The 24,188-nt window shown below is 59.1% G+C and carries 17 protein-coding genes and 3 pseudogenes; 7 read left to right on the top strand and 13 right to left on the bottom strand.

The window, feature by feature from the left end; translation table 11 throughout:
* Nucleotides 1-5: 5 nt before the first annotated feature.
* From HNQ83_RS04155 to HNQ83_RS04145, 3 genes are read right to left on the bottom strand one after another with little or no spacing between them, the layout of a single operon-like run.
* Complete coding sequence (locus HNQ83_RS04155) at nucleotides 6-281, bottom strand: phosphopantetheine-binding protein (protein WP_175387804.1); 276 nt, start codon at nucleotides 279-281, stop codon at nucleotides 6-8.
* Complete coding sequence (locus HNQ83_RS04150; RefSeq protein ID WP_175387803.1) at nucleotides 259-1,071, bottom strand: 1-acyl-sn-glycerol-3-phosphate acyltransferase; 813 nt, start codon at nucleotides 1,069-1,071, stop codon at nucleotides 259-261. Before HNQ83_RS04150 ends, HNQ83_RS04155 begins: the two co-directional genes overlap by 23 nt.
* On the bottom strand, nucleotides 1,047-1,772 hold the full coding sequence (locus HNQ83_RS04145; RefSeq protein ID WP_175387802.1) for a beta-ketoacyl synthase chain length factor: 726 nt from the start codon (nucleotides 1,770-1,772) through the stop codon (nucleotides 1,047-1,049). Before HNQ83_RS04145 ends, HNQ83_RS04150 begins: the two co-directional genes overlap by 25 nt.
* Nucleotides 1,773-2,127: 355 nt before the next feature.
* Between HNQ83_RS04145 and HNQ83_RS04140 the strand changes: the two genes are divergently transcribed.
* The gene (locus tag HNQ83_RS04140) at nucleotides 2,128-2,898 is read left to right on the top strand and encodes a ParA family protein (RefSeq protein ID WP_175387801.1); all 771 of its coding nucleotides are present in this window, start codon (nucleotides 2,128-2,130) and stop codon (nucleotides 2,896-2,898) included.
* Nucleotides 2,899-3,028: 130 nt separating this feature from the next.
* Here HNQ83_RS04140 and trxC read toward each other — a convergent pair whose 3' ends face one another.
* Nucleotides 3,029-3,463: a thioredoxin TrxC gene (trxC, locus tag HNQ83_RS04135; protein WP_175387800.1), complete on the bottom strand. Its 435-nt coding sequence runs from the start codon at nucleotides 3,461-3,463 to the stop codon at nucleotides 3,029-3,031.
* A gap of 261 nt (nucleotides 3,464-3,724) precedes the next feature.
* Here trxC and HNQ83_RS04130 point away from each other — a divergent pair, with 261 nt between their 5' ends.
* Nucleotides 3,725-3,994 carry a PbsX family transcriptional regulator gene (locus tag HNQ83_RS04130; protein ID WP_175387799.1) on the top strand — a complete coding sequence of 90 codons (270 nt, stop codon included), beginning with the start codon at nucleotides 3,725-3,727 and terminating at the stop codon, nucleotides 3,992-3,994.
* Nucleotides 3,994-4,356 carry a type II toxin-antitoxin system PemK/MazF family toxin gene (locus HNQ83_RS04125; RefSeq protein ID WP_175387798.1) on the top strand — a complete coding sequence of 121 codons (363 nt, stop codon included), beginning with the start codon at nucleotides 3,994-3,996 and terminating at the stop codon, nucleotides 4,354-4,356. Before HNQ83_RS04130 ends, HNQ83_RS04125 begins: the two co-directional genes overlap by 1 nt.
* Before the next feature lie 6 nt (nucleotides 4,357-4,362).
* Here HNQ83_RS04125 and selO read toward each other — a convergent pair whose 3' ends face one another.
* The 5 genes and pseudogenes from selO to HNQ83_RS31540 form a co-directional block, all read right to left on the bottom strand.
* The gene (gene selO / locus HNQ83_RS04120; RefSeq protein WP_175387797.1) at nucleotides 4,363-5,826 is read right to left on the bottom strand and encodes a protein adenylyltransferase SelO; all 1,464 of its coding nucleotides are present in this window, start codon (nucleotides 5,824-5,826) and stop codon (nucleotides 4,363-4,365) included.
* Nucleotides 5,827-5,874: 48 nt separating this feature from the next.
* On the bottom strand, nucleotides 5,875-9,228 hold the full coding sequence (gene mscK, locus HNQ83_RS04115) for a mechanosensitive channel MscK (protein WP_175387796.1): 3,354 nt from the start codon (nucleotides 9,226-9,228) through the stop codon (nucleotides 5,875-5,877).
* Between the two features lie 35 nt (nucleotides 9,229-9,263).
* A complete protein-coding gene (locus tag HNQ83_RS04110) occupies nucleotides 9,264-11,006 on the bottom strand; it encodes a potassium/proton antiporter (protein ID WP_175387795.1) in 1,743 nt (580 codons plus the stop codon).
* Between the two features lie 245 nt (nucleotides 11,007-11,251).
* A pseudogene (locus HNQ83_RS31545) lies at nucleotides 11,252-11,851 on the bottom strand (methyl-accepting chemotaxis protein); the annotation flags it as partial.
* A gap of 303 nt (nucleotides 11,852-12,154) precedes the next feature.
* Nucleotides 12,155-12,811: pseudogene (locus tag HNQ83_RS31540) on the bottom strand (MCP four helix bundle domain-containing protein); the annotation flags it as partial.
* 440 nt (nucleotides 12,812-13,251) lie between these two features.
* On the opposite strand from HNQ83_RS31540, the gene HNQ83_RS04100 reads away from it, so the two are divergent.
* A complete protein-coding gene (locus HNQ83_RS04100; protein WP_175387793.1) occupies nucleotides 13,252-13,482 on the top strand; it encodes a hypothetical protein in 231 nt (76 codons plus the stop codon).
* On the top strand, nucleotides 13,479-13,781 hold the full coding sequence (locus HNQ83_RS04095; RefSeq protein WP_175387792.1) for a cell division protein ZapA: 303 nt from the start codon (nucleotides 13,479-13,481) through the stop codon (nucleotides 13,779-13,781). The genes HNQ83_RS04100 and HNQ83_RS04095 overlap by 4 nt, the downstream gene beginning before the upstream one ends.
* A gap of 63 nt (nucleotides 13,782-13,844) precedes the next feature.
* Here HNQ83_RS04095 and HNQ83_RS04090 read toward each other — a convergent pair whose 3' ends face one another.
* Nucleotides 13,845-14,201, bottom strand: coding sequence for a hypothetical protein (locus tag HNQ83_RS04090; RefSeq protein ID WP_175387791.1), 357 nt, complete (start codon nucleotides 14,199-14,201; stop codon nucleotides 13,845-13,847).
* A gap of 229 nt (nucleotides 14,202-14,430) precedes the next feature.
* Here HNQ83_RS04090 and HNQ83_RS31535 point away from each other — a divergent pair.
* Both HNQ83_RS31535 and HNQ83_RS31530 read left to right on the top strand, forming a co-directional pair.
* Nucleotides 14,431-15,504 (top strand): annotated as a pseudogene (locus HNQ83_RS31535) (cache domain-containing protein); the annotation flags it as partial.
* Nucleotides 15,505-15,522: 18 nt separating this feature from the next.
* A complete protein-coding gene (locus HNQ83_RS31530; protein WP_372241874.1) occupies nucleotides 15,523-16,368 on the top strand; it encodes a methyl-accepting chemotaxis protein in 846 nt (281 codons plus the stop codon).
* A gap of 121 nt (nucleotides 16,369-16,489) precedes the next feature.
* Here HNQ83_RS31530 and HNQ83_RS04080 read toward each other — a convergent pair whose 3' ends face one another.
* From HNQ83_RS04080 to putA, 3 genes are all read right to left on the bottom strand, one after another.
* Nucleotides 16,490-17,224 carry a hypothetical protein gene (locus tag HNQ83_RS04080; RefSeq protein ID WP_175387789.1) on the bottom strand — a complete coding sequence of 245 codons (735 nt, stop codon included), beginning with the start codon at nucleotides 17,222-17,224 and terminating at the stop codon, nucleotides 16,490-16,492.
* A 738-nt stretch (nucleotides 17,225-17,962) separates the two neighbouring features.
* Complete coding sequence (locus HNQ83_RS04075; RefSeq protein WP_175387788.1) at nucleotides 17,963-19,765, bottom strand: acyl-CoA dehydrogenase; 1,803 nt, start codon at nucleotides 19,763-19,765, stop codon at nucleotides 17,963-17,965.
* 245 nt (nucleotides 19,766-20,010) lie between these two features.
* Nucleotides 20,011-23,964, bottom strand: a complete 3,954-nt coding sequence (gene putA, locus HNQ83_RS04070) for a trifunctional transcriptional regulator/proline dehydrogenase/L-glutamate gamma-semialdehyde dehydrogenase (RefSeq protein WP_175387787.1) — start codon at nucleotides 23,962-23,964, stop codon at nucleotides 20,011-20,013.
* Nucleotides 23,965-24,188: the final 224 nt, after the last annotated feature.

Here is a 24,188-nt window from a genome sequence, read left to right as displayed (position 1 = left end):
CGGTCTCAAGCTGCCTGTTTTGCGGTGACGAACGCTGCAAGGCTCGCCACGTTGCTGAAATGATTACGAGTGTCCTTGGCGTCGGCGTCGATCTTGATGCCGTACTTTTTCTGGATGGCCAGGCCCAGTTCCAGGGCGTCCACCGAGTCCAGGCCCAGGCCTTCGCCGAACAGCGTCTGGTCGTCGCCGATATCCTGGGCGCTGATGTCTTCGAGGCCCAGGGCTTCGATGATTAGATCTTTGATTTCCAGCACCAGGTTATGAGTGTTCAGATCGCTCATCTTCGGCGAGCTCCTTAATAAAGTAAGAATGCAAATAGTCGTTGAGCTTGCGCGAGGCCTGAGGAGCAGGGCCCAGCGCGGCGAAGGCCTGTGGGTCTATATCGGCGCCGACACGGAAACTGAAGTGCACGCGGCGTTTTGGGATCCGATACCAGGGCTCGGCCTTGGTCAATGTGGTCGGATTGACCTTGATGACGACCGGGGTGAGGATTTTCGCACCCCGCACGGCAATTGCCGCTCCCCCCCGATGAAAGGCCGGCGCCTGGCCTGGCTGGGTGCGGGTGCCTTCGGGAAAGATGATCAGGGTCTGGCCGCTTTTAAGCGCGTCAGCGGCTGCATCGAGCATGTCCATGCTGCCGTCGTTGCTGATGTATTCGGTCCGGCGCAGCGGGCTGCGGGTAAAAGGGTTCTCCCACAGGCTTTGCTTGACCACGCAATTGGCATGGCGCACCAGGCCGATCAGAAACACCACATCGATCAGCGATGGGTGATTGGCGATGATCATCTGCCCGGGCCGACCCAGTTTTTCCGCGCCCTGGATGTCGTAGGTCAGCACGCCGGCGCGGGCCATGAACCGTACAAACAACCAGAAGCAGCGACTGACGGTTTGCCGCGCGCGCTGCCGATGGGTCTGGGCATCGCCCGGCAGGCAGCTCAGCAACGGGAAAACCACCAGGCGCAGGCACAGCCCGCCCAGCCCGAACAGGGCAAAGCTCACGGCGGTGGCCAGCAGGCGCCAGTAATAGGCGTCGCGATTTTTTTCGGTCACGGGTTGCGTTGCCAGGTCCATACACGATTTTTCCAGGCATGTTGGCAGGTGGTTTGCTGGCCGAGCAACGTACGCAACAGATTCAGCGCATGGGGCCAGCGGGATTTGGACAACGCATCCGTTGGGCTGTTCAGGGTCAACTGCCAGTCGGTGCCAGGCGTGATCAGCAGGCCCACGGCATAAGGGAACGGCACATCGTCGATCCAGGTCGAGTAAGCCTCAGGCGGTTGTTCTTCGGTCACCACCAGCAATACCGCGGGCGCGCCTTCATTGAGCAGGGCCGCCGCCTCCAGCATCCCGTGTTCAAGACCATCTCCGGCAGCGGCGAGGGCTGTCATTTCGCTGGTTTCGCCACGCATGATCGACCAAAGGCCGATGATCGCGTTATGGACCGACAGGCTGAACTGGGTCGGTGACAGCGGCTGATCGGCGGCCAGGTCGCTGAGAATGTCGAAGGTGCGCGGCGTTTCGCCGTGGCGGGAAATGAAGACCAGCGGCAGATCCTGGTGGCCTTCGGCCAATGGCCAGCCGACACTGAAGGCCATCCGCGCCAGACGGCTGAGGCGTCGACGTTGCATGGCGGGCAGAAACGACACGTCGGGCGCCGCATCGCTGACCGGCAACGCGACCGGTTGTCGGCTCCAGGCCTGCCAATCGTCCACGCTTTCGAGCCCTGGGGCCCATGCGCGCCACTGGGCGATGTTGAAATTGATCACAGACATTCATCCCGCCCCTGCGGGCTTGCTTGACGCGGTGAGTGGCAGAAAACCACGACTCACTCTACGTGGCGCCTGGCGCCGAGTGGTGCGCATTATCCCGGTGCCGGGAACCTGTAGCAAATGCTGGTTACATTTTGCACAGTGAGATGTACCGGTTAGTGCACAAAAACTGAACGTTTGACAATTATTCACAATGCGTTCGGCCCGTCTGTCGGCTTTAGCGGAGGTCCATGGGCGAGATTGCCGTGTTTTCAGCCGGAGATCGCCGATGACCCTGTCGTCCCGGTGTCGGCATGCTAGCTAAGCCATGCCGTGGACCACTACACTCGGTCATTCTTTGATACACGGAGGTTTTGACATGCGGCGCGTGGTGTTCAATCAGAAAGGTGGCGTGGGCAAATCCAGCATTGCCTGCAATCTGGCGGCGGTCAGCGCCAGCGAGGGTTATCGGACCCTGTTGGTGGATCTCGATGCCCAGGCCAACTCCACTCAGTACCTGACGGGACTCACCGGCAATGATATTCCGATGGGTATTGCCGATTTCTTCAAGCAAACCCTGTCATCCGGACCTTTCTCCAAGAAAAACCAGGTCGATATCTACGAAACCCCGTTCGACAATCTCCATGTCATCACCGCCACGGCCGAATTGGCGGACTTGCAGCCCAAGCTTGAAGCCAAGCACAAGATCAACAAGCTGCGAAAGTTGCTGGAAGAACTGGACGAAGACTACGACCGGATTTACCTCGACACGCCACCAGCATTGAATTTTTATGCGGTTTCGGCGCTGATTGCCGCCGATCGCGTGCTGATTCCTTTTGATTGCGACAGTTTTTCGCGTCAGGCGCTTTATGGTCTGCTCGCGGAAATCGACGAGTTGAAGGATGACCACAACGAAGGTCTGGAAGTCGAAGGCATCGTGGTCAACCAGTTCCAGGCCCGCGCCAGCCTGCCACAACAGATACTTGATGAATTGATCGCCGAAGGCCTGCCGGTGCTCCCGGTGTACCTGGGCAGTTCGGTGCGCATGCGCGAATCCCACCAGGCCAACACACCGTTGATCCACCTCGACCCGCGGCACAAGCTGACACAGCAGTTCGTCGAATTGCACAACCTGCTCGAGAACGCCTGATTATCGTTATCGAAACCGAACATTGTGGGAGCGAGCCTGCTCGCGAAAGCGCCGTGTCAGTCACCATCAGCATCGACTGGCACACCGTCTTCGCGAGCAGGCTCGCTCCCACAGGTCATTTGGTGCGGCCTTAAATCCCCTGACTACGCAACCAGCTCATCAGCTGCGTCAACGGAAAGGCCCCGCTCTGGCGCGCGACTTCCCGGCCGTTCCTGAACAGAATCAGGCTGGGAATCGAACGGATCCCCAGCTGCGCCGACAACTGCTGATTCGCCTCGCTGTCCAGCTTGGCCAATCGACACTTGCCCGCCAGTTGCCCCGCTGCCTGCTCGAATACCGGCGCAAACGACTTGCACGGCCCGCACCAGTCCGCCCACACATCCACCAACAGCGGTAGATCGCCCTTGATCTGACTGGCGTAGTCGCCTTGCTTCAGTTCGAAGGGTTTGTTCAACAGAACCTCGGACTTGCAACGACCGCATTTGGGGTGGTCGTTGAGGCGCTCGGCGGGAATCCGGTTGAGGCCGTTGCAGTGGGGGCAAGGGATGAGGAGTGGGTCGGTCATGGTGAGCTCCTGAGGATTGCGCAAACGATGCTGAAGATTTGGAGTCGAGGCCGTGGTTTATCAAGCCAAAGGGTCGATTGGTAGCTGTAGCAACAGCTCACATTTTTCGACCGTCCAGCATGGGATCCGAAGCTACGCTGCAAGCAACTCAGTCTATTGGGCTCGCCTTGTAAGGAGTTCGCTTTGTCTCTATCTGCGTGCTACTTTTGTTGCACTTATCGAGAATTCGATACCTATCAAATATCGGATCGGAGTTTTCCCATGTCCGTGACTTCCAAAATACGCCGTCAAGGTGGGGCTGCGGTGATTACTCTGCCGCCGACCTTACTGAAGCTTCTGCATCTGGATGTTGGAGCACAGCTTGAACTGAATGTGGTTGATGGTGAGTTGATCGCCCGTCCGGTTGTCGAGCCCGCCCGCAAGCGCTACAGCCTTGCAGAGCTGCTTGAAGGCTCCGAGGAAATGATCGAGCTGAACAAGCAGACGGCGTCGGCGCGTGAAGGTGATGCTGTCGGCCGGGAGCTGGGCTAATGGTGCGTCGGCAAGCCCCGCAACGGGGAGACGTCTATTGGATTGACCCGAACCCTGTTGCAGGTCGGGAAATGATGAACCGGCATCGTTTTGTGGTGATCACGCCAAAGGAGATCAACGCACTTGGCGTGAGCATGACAGTTCCGGTGACCAGCGGCGGGCGCTTCAGTAGAAACGTAGGTCTGGCTGTCACTGTCTCGGGGCACGAAACGAACGGAGTCGCAGTGTGCAATCAAGTACGCAGTTTCGATATCGAGGAGCGTGTTCGTAACGGTTCGGCGAAGTTCATTGAACGGCTTGATGACGTAACGATGGCAGACATCGTTGCTCGTGTTGTCTGCGCGATCGATCCTGTTAATTGAGCCGCCTCACGACGAACAACTGATCTCCAGATGCTTGCCCCACTCGGGCGGCCGTTCCGCGTAGCTTTCCATCCCTGCCTGTTCCTCGAACGGGCTGCTCAATACCGCGTGCAGCCGGCGGACTTCCGAATAATCGCCTTTTTCCGCCGCATCAATGGCGTTTTGCGCCAGGTAGTTGCGCAGGATGTACAACGGGTTGACCGCGTGCATCCGCTGGCGGCGCTGGTCCTGATCCAGGTCGCCTTCCCGGGCAACCCTGGCGACGTAGAGCTCGCCCCAGGCATCGAAGCCCTTGAGATCGACGAAGTCATCGCGCAGACGGCCCACAGCCATTTCTGGTGATTCTTCGCCCAGTCGGCGGAAGAACAGGCTGTAATCGACGCTGCTGTTCTGCATCAGTTGCAGCAGGTGTTCCAGCAGTTTCTGGTCATCGTCCTCAGCGGTTGTGAAGCCCAGGCGACGGCGCATCAGGTCCAGGTAATGGGCCTGGAACAGCGGCAGGTACAAGCCGAGGGTTTCGCGCAGGGCTTCGACGCTGATGAACGGCGTCAGGGCCTGGGCCAGGGCGCTGAGGTTCCATTGACCGATGGGGACCTGGTTGCTGAAGGAGTAGCGGCCCTGATCATCGGAGTGGTTGCAGATGAAGTTCGCGTCGAAGTCGTCGAGGAAGGCGAACGGGCCGAAGTCGAAGGTAATGCCGAGGATCGACATGTTGTCGGTGTTCATCACCCCGTGGCAGAAGCCATAGGCCTGCCATTTGGCGATCAGCTCGGCGTTGCGCTCGACGACCTCGCGGAACATCGCCAGGTACGGTTCCGGTTGCTCCAGGCACTCGGGAAAATGCATGGCCAGGACGTGGTCGCCGAGCGCTTTCTGCTGTTCGGGTCGTTTTGTGTAGTAGAAGTATTCGAAATGCCCGAAGCGCACATGGCTGGGGGACAGGCGCAGGATCATGGCCGCACGTTCCTGTTTCTCGCGCCACACCGGCGTGTCGGAGCCGATCACACACAGTGCCCGGGTGGTCGGGATGTTCAGTGCGTGCAGGGCTTCGGAGGCAAGGAACTCGCGGATCGAGGAGCGAAGCACCGCCCGTCCGTCACCCATGCGCGAAAAGGGCGTTTGTCCAGCACCCTTGAGGTGCAGGTCCCAATGTTCGCCGGCCTCGTTGTACACCTCGCCCAGCAACAGGCCGCGCCCGTCACCCAGCTGCGGGTTGTAGAAGCCGAACTGGTGACCGGAATAGACCATCGCCCTGGGCATCGCGTCGGCCCAGAGCTTGTGGCCACTGAACAGCTCCGCGAACTCCCGGGTTTCAGCCACGGCCGGGTCGAGATCCAGCAATGCCATGGCGGCGGGGCTGGAAACGACCAGGCGCGGATTGTCGATCGGCTCGGGCAGCACATGGGCGGAAAATGCATCGCCCAGGCGGTCGAAGCGATTATCGAAGGTCAGTTCGTCGAGGGCTTTCAAGGACCGGCTCCAGCAGAATGTCCGAGCATTCTGCTGGGGATTGGCCGGTTAGTCGAGTTTGGCGGCGGGCGGTACCAACGGGGGTTGCTTGTCATCGTTGAGTGGCACGATGGTTTTCGCTTCCGGTTCGATTGGCACCATTTTGTATTCCTGACCGTGAAGGTTCTTGAGGTAGACCTCCATCTGCCGGAACGAGATGTTGATGTGCTGCTTCTTGAACTCGCGGTTGATGAAGCGGTTGACCTCGTCGAGCACCGGGTTGCGGTCGCCGAGGTCGCGCACATGCATGCGCAACTCGTGGTCGAGGGTGCTTTCGCCGAAGTTCAGGAAGTACACGTGCGGCTCGGGTTCCTTGAGTACCCGTGGGTTCTCCCGTGCGGCTTTCAACAGCAGTTCCTTGACCAGGTCCAGGTCGGAGCCGTAATCGACCCCGAGCTTGAGTGTCACCCGGGTGATGGTGTCGGTCAGGGACCAGTTGATCAGTTGCCCGGTAATGAACGTCTTGTTCGGGACGATGATGTCCTTGCGGTCGAAGTCGGTGATGGTCGTGGCGCGGATGCGGATCTTGCTCACCGTACCCGACAGGTTGCCGATGGTGATGGTGTCGCCAATCCGCACCGGGCGTTCGAACAGGATCATGATGCCGGAGATGAAGTTGGCGAAGATCTCCTGCATGCCGAAGCCCAGGCCCACCGATAGCGCCGCCACCAGCCACTGCAACTTGTCCCAGCTCACGCCGAGTGTCGACAGCGTCGAGACGAAACCGACACCTGCAATCACGTAGGACAGCAGCGTGGTCGTGGCGTAGGCGCTGCCCTGGGCCAGGTTCAGCTTCGACAGCACGAACACTTCCAGCAAACCCGGCAGGTTGCGCGCCAGGGCGAAGGTGATGCCGATGATGATCAACGCGCCGAGCATGTCGCCGATGCTGATTGGCACCATGCTCATGTTGGCACCGGTGCCGCTGGTGTATTCGTACAGGGTGACGTTGTCCAGGTACGAGAACACCGTGATCAGATCGGCCCAGGCCCAGTACAGCAACGCCATGAAACCGCCGAGCAGTGCCAGGCGAATCAGGCGCAGGGACTGTTCGTTGACCTTCTCGATGTCCAGGGTCGGTTCTTCGATCACCGCTTCGCCGTCGCTGGCCTCTTTCGCGGCCTGGCGTTTGGTCAGGGCGCGCTGGTAGGCCAGGCGGCGTGCCGCGACGCTGAGGCCGCGTACGAAGGTGGCTTCGATCACCAGCCAGAACATCAGCAGGTACAGGGTGTTGATCAACCGGTCACTGAGTTTCAGCGCGGTGTAGTAGTAGCCGAAGCATACGGCCACGAACAAGGCGATCGGCAGGGCGGTGAACATGATGGCCACGGCCTTGCGGAACAGCGATGCGTTCTCGTGGGCCGGGCTGCTCCATAGCAGGCGGCTGAGCAGCCAGGTCATCAGGGCGTAGCAGATGAGCACCACCGGCATGCCCAGCACGTCATCGGCCAGGGCCGCCGGTTGCAGTTCGGCAACCGCCACCACGGCGACCAGTGCCATGACCACCATGCCGAGCCGACGGACCCAGCCGCGCAGGAATTCGACCTGAGGCTTTTCCCAGCGGAAATGCAGCTCGGCCACGCCGCCCGGCGCCAGGATTCGATAAGCGGTGTAGAACACCAGCCAGGCCTGGGCCATTTGCAGCAGGGCCGAGCCCATGTTGGCGTTCTGCCCGCGGGCGTCGATTTGCAGGGCCAGGCCGCATAAGGCCAGGCCCAGCGACACCGGCATCGCCAGCAAAATGTTGATCAGGATCGCCTGCGGCGTGTGCCACTGGCTGTCGCGCTTGAAGTGGCCGATGTCCTGGTGAACCTTGTTCAGGCGCGCATACAGTTGTTTGCGGCGCCACAGCAGCGCACCGATCAGCATTGCCAGTGGCAGGAACAGCAAGGGGCGTTGGGTCAGGCCGTCGGTTAGTTCACTCAGGCTGGAAGCCAGGGGAAGCGTATCGATCTGACGTTTCAGGCGATCCGGCACGCCGCGTATCCATTCCACATCCAGTGGCTTGTTGCTGGGGATCCAGAACATCTGTTCATCGAGCGTTGCCCGCAGGCTTTGTGCGGTACTGAGCAGTTGCTTCTGGTTCAGTTGCAGGGTGATGGATTCGTTGAGCACGGCGCTCAGCTCGCGATTCAACCGCTCCAACAGATCCGCACGGGTGGTGGCCAGTTCCAGCAGGCTTTTTCGCAACTGCGGGGTGACTTGTTCGGGCGGTTGGGTCGAAAGCAGGTTGTCGACGTAGGTAATCGGGTTGCTGAGCAACTCCCGTTGCTGGCTGACTTCGAACTGATACAGGCGAATGTCGGCGATCTGGTCGGCCAGGTCGCGGTCGACTTTGAGGCGCGGCAAGGCCTGCTTCTGTTTGTAGAGAATCTTCGAGAGCAGCAGGCTGCCCTTGAGCACGTTGATCTGTTCGTCCAGGGCTGAATCGCTCTGGGTCACGCTGTCCAGCTGCTGCTTGGTCTGCAGGTTCTGTTGGGTGACCTCGTTGAGGCGGTCAGTGCTTTTGAGCAGGTAGTCCGAGAGTTTCAGGTTGGCCGCGCTTTCGGTGGCCAACAGGCTGCTGCCGCCGGCCTTTTGCGCTTCGATGGACTGCTGCGTCACCGTCTCCTGGGATTGAGCCAGGCGCTTCTGGTTGATCAGGTTTTGCAGCTCCTGGATTTCCCGATCCAACCGGTCGGAGCGCTCCGACAACAAGTCATGCTGACTGTTGCCCAGGTCTTGCAGCTGGGTATTGCCGGCCAGTTCCTGGCGACGCAACGGGATCAGCGCGTTGAGGGCGGCCAGTTCGGCGTTGAGCTGGTCGCGCTGCTCGGCGCTCAAGGTCTTGCCCGCGTCTTTGCCGGCCTTGAGGATGTTATTGATCTGCTGGATGCGCGTCTGGCTGCTGGAGATTTCCGCCTGGGCGCGCTCGGGGCGGGTCTGGGCGGTGATGACCAGGCTATTGGCATCGGCGAGCGCTTTTTGCAGATCGCTTTGTTGGGTCGAGCGCTCGGTGAGCATTTGCTCCAGCTGTGGAATCGACTCCTTGGTGAAGCGTTGCGCAACCGGCACCACGTTGCTGGCTTTGAGACGCATCAGCTCACGCTGGTTCTCGACAGTCTGCTTGGGGGCGGAGGCCAATTGCTGCTTGAGGTCATTGAGCTTCTGCTCGTAATCACGCCGATTATTGAGCTGTGTCAGCGTACCTTGCAGGACAGCCTGCAAGGCTTTTTGATCCGCCTCCGGCAATTTGCGGTCGGCGATCTTGTCCAGGCTGGCCTGCACGGATTCGCGAGTGGGTGGTTCGGCGGCTTGCAGCGTGCCGGCGGAGAGGCTCAGGCCCAAGAGGACCATGACGAAAAAAGTGCGCAGACTTGACATAAAGACCGATCAAAGTACGAGGCGAAGAATGGAGTTTAGAGGAAGAGTCCCGGGCCGGGGCGACTTCCTTCGGGGAATCTGACGCCCACTTTGCCGATCTTGTTCCCGTCCATGACCGCGACGGTCCAGATGGTGTTGTTCCATTCCACCTGGTCGCCGACCACGGGGGCGCCCCCCACTTTCTGGGCAATGAAGCGGCCCAGGGACATGTCCGGATCGATGCCTTCGACCTTCAAGCCGTACAGGGCAGCAACCGCGGCCAGCTGGGCGTCTCCTTCGAGTACGAAGTCGCCGAAAAAGCGCAAATCGAGGCCGCGTTGCGGTGCCTGGCTGAACAGTTTTCCAAGGGCGGGAAGGTTGTGTTCGTGGCCGATTACGCAGAGCAAATCGTCGACTTCCAGCACCGTACTACCCGACGGATGGAGCAGTTGCTCGCCACGAAACAAGGCTGCGATCCGGGTGCCTTCGGGCATTTTCAGCTCGCGAAGGTGTGAACCGATGCACCATTTTTCAGCGCCGAGGCGATAAACGAACAACTCCCATTCACTGGTGACGTGAACTTCCAGGGCGGAACGGGAGATCGGCGCAGGCTCCGGTGGCACCGTCACCTTCAACAGTTTGGCGATCCACGGCAGGCTCGTGCCTTGCACCAGCAGCGACACCAGCACAATAAAGAACGCGAGGTTGAAATAGAGCTGGGCGTTAGGCAGGCCAGCCATCAGCGGGAACACCGCCAGAATGATCGGCACCGCGCCGCGCAAGCCGACCCAGGAAATGAACGCTTTTTCGCGGCCATGGAAGGCCTTGAACGGCAGCAGCCCGACCAGCACCGACAGGGGGCGCGCAAAGAGAATCATCCAAAGTGCCAAGCCCAGTGCCGGCAAGGCAATCGGTAGCAGGTCGTGGGGCGTGACCAGCAGCCCCAGTACCAGGAACATCCCGATCTGCGCCAGCCAGGCCATGCCGTCGAGCATGTGCAGGATGCCGTGGCGGCTGCGCACCGGGCGGTTACCGATGACCAGGCCGCACAAGTACACCGCCAGGAAGCCGCTGCCGTGCAGGGCGTTGGTCAGGGCGAATACCACCAGGCCGCCAGCGATGACCAGGATCGGATACAGGCCGGTGGCCAGATTAATGCGGTTAACCAGTTGCAGCATCAGCCAGCCACCGCCCAGGCCGATGACGGAGCCGATGCCGAACTCGCGCAGCAAGTGGGTCAGCAGGCTCCAGTGCAGGCCAGTCTGGCCGCTGGCGAGCATGTCGATCAGGGTCACGGTGAGGAACACTGCCATCGGGTCGTTGCTGCCGGACTCGATCTCAAGGCTCGCGGTCACCCGTTCGTTCAGGCCTTTGCCACCCAATAATGAGAACACCGCCGCGGCGTCGGTGGAGCCGACAATGGCGCCGATCAGCAAGCCTTGAATCAGATTCAGGTCGAACAGCCAGGCGGCGGCCATGCCGGTCAGCCCGGTGGTAATCAATACGCCGATGGTCGCCAGCGACAGCGCCGGCCATAGCGCCACGCGGAAACTCGACACCCGGGTGCGCAAACCGCCGTCCAGCAAAATCACCGCCAGAGCGAGGTTGCCGACCAGGTAAGCCGTGGGGTAGTTATCGAAGATGATGCCGCCGCCATCGACACCGGCGGCCATACCCACGGCCAGGATGATGACCAGAATCGGAATGCCGAGGCGTGAAGAAAGTGAGCTCACCAGAATGCTCGCACCTACCAGCAACGCGCCGATCAAGAACAGGCTGTTGATGGTCGTCGCATTCAAAGGCAGTACTCCGGAAAGCTGAAAGACGGGCACAAACTGACCATGCAGTCTGCGTGCCAGCGATTCTAACCTGTTGAAATGTGATGCTGTCAAAAAGCTTTTGCAGATTAGAAAAACACAACTTACCGATCCACCCGATCCCCTGTGGGAGCTGGCTTGCCAGCGATGAGGCCCTCAATATCTACGGTGGTCTTGAGGTCGCCATCGCTGGCAAGCCAGCTCCCACAGGGGGCGGTGTTGGCGGATTACAGGCTAAACCGCCCAACCATCGTGTTCAGGTCCACCGCCAATCGCGACAGCTCGCTACTGGCCGCACTGGTCTGGTTGGCGCCGGTGGACGACTGCACCGACAGATCACGAATGTTCACCAGATTGCGATCCACTTCGCGGGCCACTTGTGCCTGCTCCTCGGCGGCGCTGGCGATCACCAGGTTGCGTTCGTTGATTTCGACGATGGCGCTGTTGATGGTGTCCAGCGACATCCCGGCGCCACGGGCGATGTTCAAGGTCGACTCTGCGCGCTCGGTGCTGTTGCGCATCGAGTCCACCGCATGCTCGGTACCGCTCTGGATACTGCCGATCATGCGTTCGATTTCACTGGTCGACTGCTGGGTGCGGTGCGCCAGGGCTCGCACTTCGTCGGCCACCACCGCGAAGCCGCGACCGGCTTCACCGGCACGGGCGGCTTCGATGGCGGCGTTCAGCGCCAGCAGGTTGGTTTGGTCGGCCAGGCCGCGAATCACATCCAGCACCTTGCCAATGTCACGGGATTCATTGGCCAGATCGCTGATCAAGGTCGCAGTGCTTTGCACATCGGCACTCATGCGCTCGATGGCGCTCACGGTTTCCTGCACCAGGTCGCGACCGTCACCAGCAGAGGTGGTGGCGTTTTTCGATGCTTCGGACGTGCTGACCGCATTGCGTGCGACTTCTTCCACGGCGCTGGTCATTTCGTTGACCGCGGTGGCCGCCTGTTCAATCTCGTTGTTCTGCTGGGTCAGGCCTCGGGCGCTTTCATCGGTGACACTGTTGAGTTCTTCAGCGGCAGACGCCAGTTGAGTGGCGGAGCCGGAAATACGCTGCAGGGTGTCGCGTAGTTTGTCCTGCATCTTCGACATCGCCAGCAGCAAGCGGCCGGCTTCGTCCTCGCCGTCGACCGTGATCGGGCGCGTCAGGTTGCCTTCGGCGATGTGCTCGGCGGCCGTCAAGGCAGCGGCAATCGGTTTGGTGATGCTGATGGTTAGCAACCAGGCGAACAGCACGGTCAGGCCGGTGGTAATCACCAGCAGGGTGATGACCAGATTGAACGCCGAATCGTACTGATCGGCGGCTTGCTGGTTGGTGTCGAGGGTCTGCCGAGTATTGATCTCCAGCAGTTTGCTCAACACGGCGTTGATCGCTTCGGAGTTGCTCAGCAGATCAGCGTTGAGCAGGCTGCGCAACTCGTCGACCTGATTGTTGCGTGACAGGGTCTTCATCCGCTCTTCAATCTGGCGGTATTGCCCGAGCAGTTGCACGTATTGATCGTAGGCTGCACGTTCCTGCGGGCTGGTGATCAGCTTTTCGTAGGTGGCCTGGGCGCTGCGAATCTGTTGGTTGCGAAGCTCAAGCAACTCCACGGTTTTTTGCTGCACGTCGGGCTCGCGGTTCACCAGCAAACGGTAGGACAGCACGCGCAGGCGCAAGGTCAGTTGGGTGAATTCGTCGAGGCTCTTGATGCTCGGCACGCTGCTGACGGTGATGTTCTCGGCGGCACCGCGGATCTTGCTCATCTGGTTCAGGGCAAACACCCCCAGCACCATCATCAGGCCGCCAATCAGGGCAAAACCGAGGAACGCTCGCGGCGCGATATTCATATTACGAAGGGACATGGTGGTTACCGAAAAAGGGCGCATACGTGCGGGGTTGAGGCTGCTGTATGGATGACTTATCGGTCATGCGACTCAAGTCTTGAGCCTGCGGGGTGCGTTTAACTGTAGGCGCGAGCTTGCTCGCGAAGCAATCAAGAACGACGCGTTGATTCAGGCTGCACGCGTTATCGTTGAAGTCCATCGCGAGCGAGCTCGCTCCTACAGGATGAGGCGGGCGACGAAGTGCAGGAACCAGATCGGTCAATCACAGTCTTTAAAGTTCGCGAGAAAGGTCACTCGTCAGGAAAATCAAGGCCTTGCGCCCGTTTAACCCTGGCATCCACAGTGACTTTTCTTTATCGTACGCGCCCTTTGAAAATGCCTGGAAAATCAAAATGTTGGAAGCATCCCTAAGCCAATTGGAACAGCTGGTCAGCGACCTGGTACAACAGAACCAGACCCTGCTCGGCACCAACCAAGCCCTGAGCGCCGAACTGGCCCAGGTCAAGGACGAAAACGAAAGCCTGCAACTGAGCCTGATGGAACAGGAAGAAAAGCACGGCGCCACCGCGGCACGCATTCAGGCCCTGGTTGAGCGCGTCAGCGCTGGCCCCGTCAGCGCATGAGTTACGGCGCAGGGGTAAAAGTCGTCTCGATCCTGGGGGAGGACTACTCGATCAAGGCACCGGCCGGGGAAGAGCAAACCCTGCTGGACGCTGCGTTGATGCTGAAGGCTGCCCTGGCCGAGACCAAAAAGAAGTACCCGACCCTGATCGGTGACCGACTGCTGGTGCTGGCCGCGATGAACCTGTGTTCCAAGCAGATCGAAATGCAGAAGCAGCACAAGCTCGAACTCGACCGTTACCAAGAGCAAGTCAACGCCACGGTTGAAGTGATTTCCAAGACGATCGGCCAACAAGGCTGATACTGCACATCAAGGCGCCTTGATCATTCGGGGCGCTACAACTGAAAAACATGTATCGGTTTTTCATTCTTCCGGGTGCCAGTTCACTCTCCTTATCTGCGCGCCATTGTCGTCTTTAACGAACTCTGTATTTTCGACGACGTAGTTTGCCGGGCCGATCCTGACAAGATTGCCAGGCGTCAGTAACGCGAGGTATTCGTTGGCACTGATCGACTGCGACGTCTTGTAATTGAGTCCGGGATTCAGGTCGATTTCAACAAAGTACCGAGTGATTGTGTCATTGGATTCGGTAAATCGCTTTTTGATGACTGTATGGGTGGTGCTGCCTACTAAAACCGTATCGCCGACGCTGGCAGCTTTAATAAAAGCATCATTGTCGAGCATCGCTGTGGATGCTGAATGGCCATTTCTATTTGTCATGTTGCACCTCCTGGGTGTTCCTGGCAGTCAATCCTGCGGAGTTGGAACGGTAAGCCTGGAGTGGGTGTTCTGTGACCTGTCAGAATTGACAGTTCCACGTCGAAGCTGACAGGCGGTTTGCGTTGGTAGGGCAGTGTTATTTCGTCTATGCACACGATTTTGTCGTGATGTGTATACAATCGGCACGCCTGTTGCAGTGTTTCAGCCTCTTATTCTTTGGGGGTGCTCCATGCAGTTCTGGCGACGCAGTATTCAATGGCAGTTGATCTTGAGCATGGGCACCGCCCTGCTGGTCAGCGTGCTGATCGTGGTTGGCATTTATACCCTGGTAGTCAACCGCCTCGCCCAGAGCTATCTGGTCGAGCAAGCGCTGCCGTCGAGTATCGAAGCGATGCGCAACGACATCGAGCGCATCCTCGTCCAGCCTCTCACCGCCGCCAGGGATATCGCCAACAACAGCATGGTGCGCGACTGGCTTGCCAGCGGCGAAGACAGCAGCAAAACCCCTGCGTTCGTGCAGTATCTGGAAGGTATCCGCGGCGAACACAAGGCGTTTACCGCGCTGATTATCGGCACCGCGTCGAACCACTACTACACGGAAAAGGGCCTGGATCGCACCCTGAGCCGTTCCAATCCCAAGGACGCCTGGTTCTACTCGTTCCTCGACAGCAACCAGCCACGCACCCTCAATATCGACAACGACACGGCCACCGGAGAATTGGCGCTGTTCATCGACCTCAAGGTCGAGCAGGCCGGCAAAGTCGTGGGCGTGGCGGGGCTTGGCCTGAGCATGAAAGAGCTGTCGGAGCTGATCCACAACTTCAACTTCGGTGAGCGCGGCAAGGTCTATCTCGTACGTTCCGACGGTTTGATCCAGGTGCATCCGGAGGCGCAATTCAGCGGCAAACGCAGCCTGAGCGAACAGATTGGCGCCTCGGCGGCCCAAGCGGTCATGGGTCAAAAAATTGCCGCCAGCAGCAGCTTTGCGCGCGATGGCGAGGATTATCTGGCGTTGAGCCTGCCGCTGCGGGATCTCGGCTGGACGCTGGTGGCCGAAGTGCCACAGTCGCAGATCTACGCCGAAGCGCGACGCGCGATGTGGATGAGCAGCGGCATCGGTCTGGCGGTGGCGCTGGTGTGTCTGTTGCTGGTGGTGTTGCTGGCCCGTGGGCTGGTGCGACCGATTCGTCAGGTAACAGCAGCGCTGGTAGCCATCGGTAGCGGTGGTGGAGATTTGACCCAGCGGCTGGATTCCAGCCGCGCCGATGAACTGGGCGATCTGGCGCGAGGCTTCAACCGCTTCCTCGACAGTCAGCGCGACATGATCGGCGAAGTGTTGACTACCAGCGAACGCTTGCGCACGGCGGTCGGGCAGGTGGCGCGGGTGGTGGATAACACCGCCGAGCGTTCCGGGCGTCAGCAGGAAATGACTGACATGGTCGCCACCGCTGTCCACGAAATGGGCCTGACGGTGCAAGAAATTGCGCAAAACGCCGGTAATGCGGCAGTGGCTTCGCAAAATGCCCGGGATGAAGCCATGCAGGCGCGTGAAGTGGTGGGCGGCTCGATCCGGCATATCGAAAGCATGTCTGATGAAATCGGTGTCGCCGCCAGTGCCGTGAGTGAGCTGGCCGATCAGGTCGCTTCCATCGATCAGGTACTGGCGGTGATTCGCGGGATTTCCGAACAGACCAACCTGTTGGCGCTGAACGCGGCTATCGAAGCGGCCCGGGCCGGGGATATGGGGCGTGGGTTTGCCGTGGTTGCCGATGAAGTGCGCACGTTGGCGCGGCGCACGCAGACGTCCACCGATGAAATCCAGCAGATGATCGGCAGCCTCAAGCAAGGCGCGGAGAACGCGGTTTCATCGATGCACAGCGGGCAGGCAGCCACCGGGACCGGTGTCGAATCGAGCCAGCGCACCGGGGCGTCGTTGACCGCGATTACCGGGCAGGTCGAGCGCATCAGCGATATGAATCATCAGGTGGCGACGGCGACGGAAGAGCAGTCGGCGGTGACCGAGGAGATCAACCGCAACGTTCAAGGGATTTCCGATCTGGCGCGGGCGACGGCGGGGGAGGTCAGGGCTTGTCGTGAGGATTGCCAGACGTTGCAGCGATTGGCGGATGATTTGGCGCGGCAGATGGGTGGGTTCAGATTGCAATAGGGGACGAGCTCACTGAGTTTTCAATTCAGGCGTCGATTCTCATACGGTAATTTCTAATTGTTTTTGAAAAAGGAAACATGATTAACGCAAAGTGCGTTAATCATGTTTTTTGTGATTGAGTCTAACCGGTAATTAAGGAAATGTATGTGTAGTCTGGGTTTGATCTGACTGCGTCGCATAATTTACAAACAATGACGAGTGTTTGATTACCAGTAATGATTTTGTCACGATGTGTTGCCGTCAGAAATAATTGATTGAAATCGAAAATGCGACTTGAGCTGTATTTTATTCCGTTGGCTTCGATTGATACTTGATATTGATTAGTGCCTACTTCTTTAAAGGTTTTGTTGCTCATGGTTGATTGCGTGCCTGCGATAATGTCGCCGGCTCTCGCAGCGTGGACAAAAGTTTCGTCATCGATAGTATCCCTCCGTAATTCTGTTGCGTTATTATTTGAGTCCTTTACTATTAATGCACACTGCCAGCTATTGCCGCTTTTATGGAATTCTTTTCTCAGAAGTGAATACCTATTACCGTTAGTAGCGATGACTTCATTCCTGGCCAGGCTGATAAGCATTTCATTGATGGGCAGGTTCAAGTTGGCTGTTTCTGATTCCGTTTTTTCTGGATGGTCTATTTGCTCTTTTGAATTGCCGGGAATTATCCAGGTTACAAGTTGGATATTGGTAACGGTATTTCCGCTCAAAGTGTAGGTTTTACCTGTAACCATCCAGCGCCCTGGATGCTCCCATGTTTTCCTCCATTCGGTAGCCAGTACATCTCTTTCCACGGTAGACGCCAGCATGCCGTGAGTAGTCGATACCAGCGATGCGTTTTCAGGATATTGTTTGTTCATGTTCGATCTTCCTGATTTTTTTGATCAAGTTTATATTTTCGTCTGCTTGGTATCTGCAAACTAGGTCAAAACCTATATCGGGAATATTGGGTGGGCAACTGTCACATGTGACAGTTGACAAGATGCGCTATGAGGTTTTCGTTAGTTTGCGATTTGGATGGCGCACTATACTGGCGAAACCTTGATCTAATGTTTTTTTTGCTTGATCAGGGGATGTCTGGTCATTTAGGTTTGATGAGTGGTGTATCGGTAGGTGCATAAATCTAATTAATACAGGCGCTTGCTGTTGAGTAGATATATTAGTGAAGCGTTCGTCAGACGGGGTTGGAGGAGTTGATGTTGCTTGATCAGAGGTAATTGCATAACTCGCAAGTTGAGTCAGAAGCAAATTGCCTTTAGTAGGTAAAATTTATTGGGCGTTTGATGCCAATAAAAAAATATGACGGAAGGGAGTCGTCTATCTAAATGTTTTATAATATTTAGCTATTATAAGTCTTGTTATCAAAAGCTGATTTTTATGTTCGGGAAATAAGTTCTGGCCTCAAGAAACGTACGTTTGTTGATACCTTTGAGCAGTCGGCCGAACATCTGGCGCGGCAGATGGATGGGTTCAAGCTGAGCTGAAGTGTTGTCAGTGATGGCCTCTTCGCGAGCAGGCTCGCTCCCACAGTTGGAATGCATTCCCTTGTGGGAGCGAGCCTGCTCGCGATCGGATTCAGCTACGCCACAAATGCAGGATCAGAACCACTCATCCTGCATGTTCAAACACACATCATCCCTGGTCTCAAGAATCGCCAGCTCATGGTGGCAACCCGGAATTTCCCAGGTCAGGAAATACCGCGCCGCCTGTAATTTGCCCTTATAGAAGCCCGCATCCGCCGCATTCCCTTTGGCCAACCCTTCCTCGGCACGAATCGCCTGTTCCAGCCAGCGCCAGCCAATCACCGTGTGGCCGAAGACTTTCAGGTACAGCGCCGAATTCGCTAGGCTGCTGTTGACCTTGCCCTGCGCCAGGTCGGTCAGCAGGCCAATGGTCACGGTTTGCAGGCGTGCCACCAGTTTTTCCAGTGGCTCACGCAGTGCGTTCAGCGATTCATGGGCCTGGGCGCGCTCGGCGGTGTCGGCAATCAGGCGGATCAGTTGCTTGAGCCCGGCGCCGCCGTTCTGCGCCAGTTTGCGCCCCAGCAGGTCCAGCGACTGAATGCCGTGGGTGCCTTCGTGGATCGGATTCAGGCGGTTGTCGCGGTAGTACTGCTCCACCGGGTATTCGCGGGTGTAGCCATGGCCGCCGAGGATCTGGATCGCCAGTTCGTTGGCCTTCAGGCAGAACTCCGATGGCCAGGATTTGACGATCGGCGTCAGTAGATCCAGCAGTTCGTGGGCCTGCTTGCGTTCGGCTTCGGTGCCGAGGGTGGTGGTGTCGTCGAACAGTCGCGCGGCATACAGCCCCAGGTCGAATGAGCCTTCGACGTACGCTTTCTGGGTCAGCAGCATGCGTTTGACGTCGGCGTGCTGAATGATTGCGACCGGTGCGGTGTTCGGATCCTTGCTGTCCGGCACACGACCCTGCGGACGTTCGCGGGCGTACTCCAGCGAATACAGATAGCCCGCGTAACCCAGCATCACCGCGCCCATGCCGACGCCGATCCGCGCTTCGTTCATCATCTGGAACATGTAGCTCAAGCCGTGGTGCGGCTTGCCCACCAGATAACCGACACATTCGCCGTTATCGCCGAAATTCAGTGCAGTTGAAGTGGTGCCGCGCCAGCCCATCTTGTGGAACAGTCCGGCCAGCAGCACATCGTTGCGCTTGCCCAGGCTGCCGTCATCGTTGACCAGGAACTTGGGCACGATAAACAGTGAAATGCCCTTCACCCCAGCGGGTGCGTCCGGCAACTTGGCCAACACCATGTGCACGATGTTTTCCGACAGCGGGTGGTCGCCGCCGGAAATGAAGATCTTGTTGCCCTTCAGGCGATAGGTGCCGTCGGATGCCGGTTCGGCGCGGGTACGGATATCCGATAGTGACGACCCTGCATGGGGTTCGGTCAGGGCCATGGTGCCGAAGAAGCGCCCGTCGATCATCGGTTGCAGGAAGCAGCGTTTTTGCTCCTCGGTGCCGAAGCTTTCGATCAGGTTCGCTGCACCCATGGTCAGGAACGGGTATGAGGTCGACGCGGCGTTGGCCGATTGAAAGTGGGCGAAGCAGGCTTGCGACAGCAGTGTCGGAAGTTGCATGCCACCGGCGTCGAAACTGCGTGCGGCATTGAGGAAACCGGCTTCAAGGAAGGCGTCTACCGCCGGTTTCACTTCCGGAATCAGAATCGCCTGACCGTCCTCATAGCGCGGTTCGTTCTCGTCACCCTTGCGGTTGTGCGGGGCAAAGAACTTCTCGGCGATGTTGCGGGCGGTGCCGAGGGCGGCATCGAAGGTTTCGCGGTTGTGTTCGGCAAAACGCTCACGCTGGGTCAGGCCCTCGGCATCGAGGACTTCATACAGCTCGAAAGCCAGATTGCGGGAACTGAGCAACGTCTCGGACATGGCGGCCTACCTTTTATTGGAATGGACCGAGTCTAGGCGGGGGAATAAAGGCTGAACAGGATGATTGATGAGGGTGATGGTGGGGTGCGTCTAGCGCTAATCAAATGTGGGGGCGAGCCTGCTCGCGAAGAGGCCGGTACATCCAACATTAATGGTGAATGACACACCGCTTTCGCGAGCAGGCTCGCTCCCACAGGGGGACTGCAAACCGGGCAGCCATTGCGGTTGCCCGGTCTTATTGCGGTTTAGCCGATCGTCATCAGGCTGGCGTTACCGCCCGCCGCAGCGGTGTTGACGCTCAACGCACGTTCGATCACCAGGCGCTCCAACGCAATGTTGGACTCACCCTGCGACAGACCCTGCACGCCCACGATGGCACCAGCACGCTTGGCCACCTGCTGGCAGACCGCACGCAACTGATCGGAATGGCCATGATGCAGAACCGCATCAAACACTACTTCGTCCTTGTTCCAGTCGGACACCAGCTTGATGCGTGCCTGAATGTCCTTCGGCAGGCGTGCGAACAAGGCTTTGCTCTGTTCGGTTTCCGGCCATACCGCCGAACCGCCGACGGCCAGGACCGCTGCCAGTTGGGTCAGCAGGTCGCCTTCGACTTCCGCCAGGCACAGCACGTGTTCACGCGGCAGGATCGCATAGCTGTTGCGCTCGCCGGTCGGGCCGGCCAGGACGCGGGTGATACCGCTTTGCGATTGCGCGGCGAACTGCACGCACAGGGCGCCCAGGTCGGCGAACTTGTTGCTGTCGGCCCAGGTTTTCAGGGCGGTCAGCGGCTTGCTCATGGCGTCGCGCAGACGCACATCCGGCGCCACGGCAGCATCGCCACGAGCGAAGGATTGTTCGATGGCATCGGTAGGACGGGTCGACAACAGGCGGTACAGGTACAGCGGACCACCTGCCTTCGGACCGGTACCCGACAGGCCTTCTCCGCCGAACGGCTGCACACCGACCACGGCACCGACGATGTTGCGGTTGACGTAGACGTTACCGGCGTTGACGGTGTCGATGACCTTGGCGATGGTCTCGTCGATGCGAGTGTGCACGCCCAGGGTCAGGCCGTAACCGGAAGCGTTGATCTGGCCGATCAGTTGATCGATGTCCTTGCGCTTGTAGCGAACCACGTGCAGCACCGGGCCGAAGATCTCCCGTTGCAGTTCGTCGAAGCTCTCCAGTTCGATCAGGGTCGGCATCACGAAGGTACCGCGTTTGACTTCCTCGGCGTCGGCGATGGCCACCTGGTACACGCTGCGACCTTTGTCGCGCATGGCCTGGATGTGTTTCTCGATACCGGCCTTGGCTTCAGCGTCGATCACCGGGCCGATGTCCACGGACAGGCGCTCAGGATTACCGAGACGGCTTTCAGCCATCGCGCCTTTGAGCATTTCGATGACGCGGTCGGCAGAATCTTCCTGCAGGCACAGTACGCGCAGTGCCGAGCAACGTTGACCGGCGCTGTCGAAGGCCGACGATACGACGTCGATGACCACTTGTTCGGTCAGCGCCGACGAGTCGACGATCATCGCGTTCTGGCCACCGGTTTCGGCGATCAGCGGAATCGGGCGGCCCTGGCTATCCAGGCGGCCGGCGATGTTGCGTTGCAGCAGGCGAGCGACTTCGGTGGAACCGGTGAACATCACGCCTTTGACGCGATCGTCGCCGACCAGCCCGGCACCGACGGTTTCGCCACGGCCCGGCAGCAGTTGCAGCACGCCTTCCGGAATCCCGGCTTCGAGCAGCAGGCGCACGGCCTGGGCAGCGACCAGCGGCGTCTGTTCAGCAGGCTTGGCCAGCACCGGGTTACCGGCGGCCAGTGCGGCAGCGACTTGACCACTGAAGATCGCCAGCGGGAAGTTCCACGGGCTGATGCACACCACCGGACCCAGTGGGCGATGGGCGTCGTTGGTGAAATCGTTGCGCGCCTGCACTGCGTAATAACGCAGGAAGTCCACGGCTTCGCGCACTTCGGCGATGGCGTTGGCGAAGGTCTTGCCGGCTTCGCGAGCCAACAGGCCCATCAGTGGCTGGATCTCGCCTTCCATCAGGTCGGCGGCACGCTCCAGGATCGCGGCGCGCTCGGCCGGCGGGGTGGCCTGCCAGATCGGTGCGGCGTTCAGGGCGCATTGAATGGCGTTGTCGACGTCTTCGACGGTGGCTTCCTGCACGTGGCCGACCACGTCACGCAGATCGGACGGGTTCAGGACCGGTGCCGGCGCTTCGCTGCTGGAGGCGCAACCGAGCATCGGTGCGGCTTTCCAGTGGTTGTGAGCGGTGGCCAGCAGGGCACAGGACAGCGACGCCAGACGATGTTCGTTGGCCATGTCGATGCCGCTGGAGTTGGCGCGCTCGGAACCGTACAGATCACGCGGCAGCGGAATGCGTGGGTGCGGCAGGCCGAAGCCGCCTTCCAGCGTGGCCATCTGTTCGATGCTGGCCACTGGATCGGCCACCAGTTCCTGGATCGAGATCGACTGGTCGGCAATGCGGTTGACGAACGAAGTGTTCGCGCCGTTTTCCAGCAGTCGACGTACCAGGTACGCCAGCAGGGTTTCGTGGGTGCCGACCGGCGCGTACACACGGCACGGACGGTTCAGCTTGCCTTCGGATACTTTGCCTACAACTTGTTCGTACAGCGGTTCACCCATGCCGTGCAGGCACTGGAACTCGTACTGGCCCGGGTAATAGTTCTGACCGGCAATGTGGTAAATGGCCGACAGGGTGTGGGCGTTGTGCGTGGCGAACTGCGGGTAGATGACTTCCGGCACCGACAGCAGTTTGCGGGCACAGGCGATGTAGGAAACGTCGGTGTACACCTTGCGGGTGTAGACCGGATAGCCTTCCAGGCCTTCGACCTGGGCGCGCTTGATTTCGCTGTCCCAGTACGCGCCTTTCACCAGACGGATCATCAGGCGGTGACGGCTGCGGCGAGCCAGATCGATCACATAGTCGATCACATAAGGGCAACGCTTCTGATAAGCCTGGATCACGAAACCGATACCGTTCCAGCCGGTCAGTTGCGGCTCGAAGCACAGGCGCTCCAGCAGATCCAGCGACAGTTCGAGGCGATCGGCTTCTTCGGCATCGATGTTCAGGCCGATGTCGTATTGCTTGGCCAGCAAGGTCAGCGACAGCAGGCGTGGGTACAGCTCGTCCATCACGCGCTCGTATTGGGCGCGGCTGTAACGCGGGTGCAAGGCGGACAGCTTGATCGAAATGCCCGGGCCTTCATAAATCCCACGGCCGTGGGAGGCTTTGCCGATCGAGTGGATGGCTTGTTCGTACGAGGCCAGGTACTTCTGCGCGTCGTGTTCGGTCAGCGCGGCTTCACCGAGCATGTCGTAGGAGTAACGGAAGCCCTTGGCTTCGAACTTGCTGGCGTTGGCCAGGGCTTCGGCGATGGTTTCACCGGTGACGAACTGCTCGCCCATCAGGCGCATGGCCATGTCGACGCCCTTGCGGATCATCGGTTCGCCGCTCTTGCCGATGATGCGGCTCAGGGACGAGGTCAGGCCGGCTTCGTTGTGGGTGGACACCAGCTTGCCGGTCAGCAGTAGGCCCCAGGTGGCGGCGTTGACGAACAGCGAAGGGCTGTTGCCCAGGTGCGGCTGCCAGTTGCCGGTGCTGATCTTGTCGCGGATCAGCGCGTCACGGGTGCCTTTGTCCGGGATGCGCAGCAGCGCTTCGGCCAGGCACATCAGCGCCACGCCTTCCTGGGACGACAGGGAAAATTCCTGCAGCAGGCCCTGAACGATGCCGGCACGACCACCGGCGCTCTTCTGATTGCGCAGTTTTTCGGCAATCGAGGCGGCGAGTTTGTTGGTGGCTTCAGCCATTGGAGCCGGCAGGCGCGCCTGTTCGATCAGCATCGGTACCACTTCAGGTTCCGGGCGACGGTAAGCGGCGGTAATCGAGGCGCGCAGCACCGATTGCGGCAGGATGCTTTCGGCGAATTCGAGGAAGCATTGATGGGCGTGATCGACATGGACTTCGCCCGCGTCGTCTGCGTCTTTGCTGGTCAAACCGTTCAGCTCGGTCAGGGTTGCACCACCCTCGAGTTTTTCCAGGTAATTGAAAATTGCCTGCTTGATCAGCCAGTGCGGCGTGCGATCGATCGAGGTCGCGGCAGCCTTCAGGCGTTCGCGGGTAGGGTCGTCAAGTTTGACGCCAAGGGTGGTGGTAGCCATGTCTTTTTTGTCCTCATGTTTGCCACGACTGCGTGGCATCAGCTGGCGGCAAGATTAGCTGTGCTCCGGGAGAGGTGCAACCGGGTGCAACCCTTTTTTTGTCGGAATAAAAGGCGGCTCGTCAGGAATTGAATTCTGGTACGCGCGTGCCGCTCCTGCTTGGTGCTTTTGCTTCTAGAAAAGCGGCTGGACTGTGCAAAAAGGGAGCAAAAAAGCATTTGGGT

Origin of the sequence: Pseudomonas sp. C2B4, assembly GCF_013359695.1 — a bacterium.
In the GTDB taxonomy this organism is placed as follows: domain Bacteria; phylum Pseudomonadota; class Gammaproteobacteria; order Pseudomonadales; family Pseudomonadaceae; genus Aquipseudomonas.
The sequence above is the reverse complement of the archived record's forward strand: the minus strand, read 5'-3'. Positions and strand labels throughout refer to the sequence as shown.